This is a genomic window from Mesorhizobium sp. M1E.F.Ca.ET.063.01.1.1 (genome assembly GCF_003998155.1).
Taxonomy (GTDB): Bacteria; Pseudomonadota; Alphaproteobacteria; order Rhizobiales; family Rhizobiaceae; genus Mesorhizobium.
Window position 1 is genome coordinate 1 of sequence record NZ_RZSC01000579.1, and the last position, 3,843, is coordinate 3,843.

Consider the following 3,843-nt stretch of genomic DNA (forward strand, 5'->3'; position numbering starts at 1 on the left):
TGTCCGATGCCCCGGCCGCAAACGAGACGGTCGCCGGCGTCGGCTTCCTCGGCAAGGCCGTCAGCGGCGTTGCGCCGAAGGACCTGAAGCCGCTTGCCGATGCCGGCAAGAAGACGGTTGGCTCCGGTGTCGTGGTCTTCGTCGGCGCCGGCGAGGACAACAAGGCGAGCGTGGTGGTCGCCGTCACCGAGGACCTCACAGGCCGTTTCAGCGCCATCGATCTCGTCCGCGTCGCCTCTGCCGCGCTAGGCGGGCAGGGCGGCGGCGGGCGTCCCGACATGGCGCAGGCCGGCGGCCCCGACGCGTCCAAAGCGGACGACGCTATCGCGGCGGTAAGGGCGGCGCTCGAAGCCGCGTGACGGCCCGATGAAGGTCCTCGTTCTTGGCGGCTACGGCCTGATCGGAGAAGCCGTCCTTGAACGATTGATTGAAGACGGCCACGACCTGGTCGGGCTTGGCCGTGACGTCGTGCAGGCGCGGCGGCGCAAGCCTCGTGCCCAATGGATCGCAGCGGACATGTCGCGATTGCTCGCGGCGGCGGACTGGATTCCCTTGCTGGCCGGCGTGGAGGCGGTTGTGAACGCCGCCGGTGCTTTGCAGGACGGCTCGCGCGATCATCTGGACGCCATCCATCGGCGGTCGGTCGCTGCTCTCGTTACTGCTTGCGAACAGGCCGGTGTACGCCGACTGGTGCAGATTTCGGCGATCGGCGCCGATCTCGATTCCGACAACGCATTCTTTCGGACCAAGGCCGAAGGTGATCGCGCTGTCGCGTCATCCTCCTTGGAATGGACGATCCTGCGGCCAGGCCTGGTCATCGCGCAGGGCGCTTATGGCGGAACGGCTTTGTTGCGTGCGCTGGCTGCGTTTCCATGGTTCGTGCCAGCCGTGCTTGCGGATCGACCGATCCAGACGGTGTCTGTCGCGGATGTCGCCGAGGCGGTATCGCGCGCCGTTGGCGGGTCCCTGGCGCGCGGGCAGATCATCGATCTCGTCGAGGAACGGGCCAGACCTCTTGGCGCCGTCCTCCTTGAATTCCGAGCCTGGCTCGGCCTGCCCAAGGCGCCGGTCGTGGCAGTGCCGGCGATTGTCGGCCGGCTCGCTGGCATAGTCGCGGATCGACTCGGCCTTCTCGGGTGGCGATCTCCCTTGCGCAGCGCGGCGCTTGCCGCGCTCGAGAAGGGCGTGACCGGTAACCCGAAACCCTGGGCCGAAATCACGGGCCGCCCTCCGCAGCCTTTGGAAGCAACGCTGGCGGTAATGCCGGCGCATGTTCAGGAGCGGTGGTTCGCGCGTCTTTGGCTGCTGAAGCCGATCGTGTTTGCCATCCTGTCGACGTTCTGGCTGGCTTCAGGCGTTGTCGGGCTCGCCCGGCACGATGCGGCCGCCGACATTCTCGTCTCGCGCGGCCTGCCGCCCGCCGCTGCGCTTGGAATGGTTCTTGCGGGAAGCGTAGCGGACATCGTTGTCGGCGCCGCGGTTGTCGTGCGACCCCTCGCACGATTGGTGCTGCTGGCGATGGTCGCCATCACTTTGCTCTATCTTGCGGCTGCGACCATGCTTGCCCCCGATCTGTGGCTCGATCCTCTCGGGGCCATCGTCAAGGCCGTACCCATGCTTTGCCTCGTCCTGGTGGCCTTGGCGATTTTGGAAGAGCGATGAGCCTGTGGGCCGACATATTGCGCTGGCTGCACGTGATTGGTGCCACGGTGCTGTTCGGCACCGGTGCCGGCATAGCGTTCTTCATGCTGATGGCGCAGCGGACCGGCAAGCCCGAGATCGTCGCTCATGTCGCCGGGACAGTTGTGATTGCCGACGCCATCTTCACGGCGACGGCTGTCGTGGTCCAGCCGATCACCGGCGCGTTGCTGGCGCGCGAGATGGGATGGCCACTCAGCCAAGGCTGGATCGTGCTTTCGTTGCTGCTTTATGCCGTTGCCGGCGCATTCTGGCTGCCGGTCGTCTGGATCCAGATGCGTATACGCGATCTGGCACGGCAGGCTACGCGTGAACGGGCTCCTTTGCCGGACGAGGAAAAGCGCCTCTTCCGCATCTGGTTCGCCTTCGGCTTTCCTGCCTTTGGCGCCGTGGTTGCGATCCTCTGGCTGATGGTAACCAGGCCCGAGATCGGGTTTTAGAGCCGGCCACCCGCTGCAGGCCGAGATGCCTGCGTCAACCGGCCTTCTCGGTCTTGACAAAGCTCGGGCGGGCGGCGACGCGCATGTACCACTCCTCGATATCCGCAAAGCGCGCCAGCAGATCGCGGCCTTCGGCAACCTTGACGAAATAGGCGATGATCGGTGCTGCGTGCAGGTCGGCCAGCGTCAACTGGTCGCCAAGCAGCCATGGGCCTTTCGCCTTCAGCGACGTCAGTACCTTCAACACGGTCTCGGCCTGGCCGAGCCCGCCGGCGATCAGGCTCTCATCGGCCGGTATCTTTTCCAGCCGCTCGACCGCGACGTCCCAGACCATGGCGCGGTAGCCATAGGCATCGAGCATACCGATAATCTGGTCCACCCTCGCGCGGCCGCGCGGGTCGGCCGGTTGCAGGGGCGGACCGTCGAAGGCTTCGTCGACATAGCGCGCGATCGCGCTGGTCTCGAACAGCCGAAAACCGTCATGCTCGAAGGCCGGGATGCGGCCGAACGGGTGATGCTCGAGATACCAGGCCGGAATGCCGTCGGCGGCGAATATGTCGACAGGGGCGAGCTCGTAGTCGACGCCCTTTTCCTCCAGCGTCATCCGGGCGATGCGGACATAGACGCTGTAGTCGGCGCCGTAGAGGATCGGCTTTGCCATTTGCTATTCCTCTTTGTCTTGGCTGTCCCGTACCCAGACACGCAGCGGGCCGGCGGCCTGAAAGCCGCAGGTCAGTGCTTCATCCAACCCGGCGTCGCGGTCATACGCTACCAGCGCGCGACATCCAGCAAACGCATTGGCTGCTGCCCGCACTGCATCCCGATATGTCGGACTGCCATCCGTGGCAAAGACATTTGACAACCCAGTCACCAACTCGGATCTATTGGCTATGCAGCCGGCGGCAAAGCCGTCAGCTGTCCGTCGGCCAAGGATAGCGATTGCGGGGTCGGCCAGGACTGCCGCTGGAAAGACACGGCCGTTGGAGGGACTTGCGCGATCCGCCCAGGCAAATTCCCACATCTCCAAGCTGGCAGCGTCCTCAACACGCTCCCAACCGGAAGGCGTCCTCGTCGGATGACTTAGGTCCGTCCAGATCCAGCTTGCTTCGAAGAGCTGACTGAACCCGAGCGGTTGGAGATCGAGACGGCAGAACCCGTCCTTGACCGAAAAGCTGGTAGCAAGGACGGATGTCAGTCTGGCTATTTCCGCAAGTTGGACCGCTACGGCATCGGCATCCAGAGTAGCGACATTGGGGTAGTAAGGAGGTGCTTGCCGGTCGCTCGACCAGACGAAGTCGTTCCTCAGATCACTTAGCCCATGCGCCTTGAAAATAGCCTGACAGAGATCGGCGTTATTGCCAGCGCAAAGGCGGACCCTTTCGCTGGCAACAATGCTCGGCACTTCTCACCCCATGGCCTTCTGCAGGTTCTCGTCGATCTTGTCGAGGAAGCCGGTGGTCGACAGCCAGGGCTGGTCGGGGCCGATCAGCAGCGACAGGTCCTTGGTCATGAAGCCGGACTCGACGGTCTGGATGCAAACTTTTTCCAGCGTCTCGGCGAAGCGCTTCAGCTCGGCGTTGTCGTCGAGCTTGGCGCGATGGGCGAGGCCGCGCGTCCAGGCGAAGATCGAGGCGATCGAGTTGGTCGAGGTCTCCTCGCCCTTCTGGTGCTGGCGGTAGTGGCGGGGGGGCGGGGCGCGGGCGGG

Annotated in this window: 6 protein-coding genes; 3 read left to right on the plus strand and 3 right to left on the minus strand. The window is 64.7% G+C overall.

Features of this window, described 5'->3' with window-relative positions:
* The 3 genes from EOA29_RS28405 to EOA29_RS28415 form a co-directional block, all read left to right on the plus strand.
* Positions 1-359 (plus strand): DHHA1 domain-containing protein (locus EOA29_RS28405; RefSeq protein WP_245468562.1); only part of this gene is annotated, 359 nt, incomplete at its 5' end.
* Positions 360-366: 7 nt separating this feature from the next.
* On the plus strand, positions 367-1,662 hold the full coding sequence (locus EOA29_RS28410) for an SDR family oxidoreductase (protein WP_126093597.1): 1,296 nt from the start codon (positions 367-369) through the stop codon (positions 1,660-1,662).
* Positions 1,659-2,138: a DUF2269 domain-containing protein gene (locus EOA29_RS28415; protein WP_126093598.1), complete on the plus strand. Its 480-nt coding sequence runs from the start codon at positions 1,659-1,661 to the stop codon at positions 2,136-2,138. Before EOA29_RS28410 ends, EOA29_RS28415 begins: the two co-directional genes overlap by 4 nt.
* A 34-nt stretch (positions 2,139-2,172) precedes the next feature.
* On the opposite strand, the gene EOA29_RS28420 is transcribed toward EOA29_RS28415, so the two are convergent.
* The 3 genes from EOA29_RS28420 to EOA29_RS28430 all read right to left on the minus strand — a co-directional run.
* Positions 2,173-2,799 carry a glutathione S-transferase family protein gene (locus EOA29_RS28420; RefSeq protein WP_126093599.1) on the minus strand — a complete coding sequence of 209 codons (627 nt, stop codon included), beginning with the start codon at positions 2,797-2,799 and terminating at the stop codon, positions 2,173-2,175.
* Positions 2,800-2,802: 3 nt separating this feature from the next.
* A complete protein-coding gene (locus EOA29_RS28425) occupies positions 2,803-3,540 on the minus strand; it encodes a hypothetical protein (RefSeq protein WP_126093600.1) in 738 nt (245 codons plus the stop codon).
* 3 nt (positions 3,541-3,543) lie between these two features.
* Positions 3,544-3,843: isocitrate/isopropylmalate family dehydrogenase (locus tag EOA29_RS28430; RefSeq protein WP_245468563.1), on the minus strand; the 300-nt coding region annotated here is incomplete at its 5' end.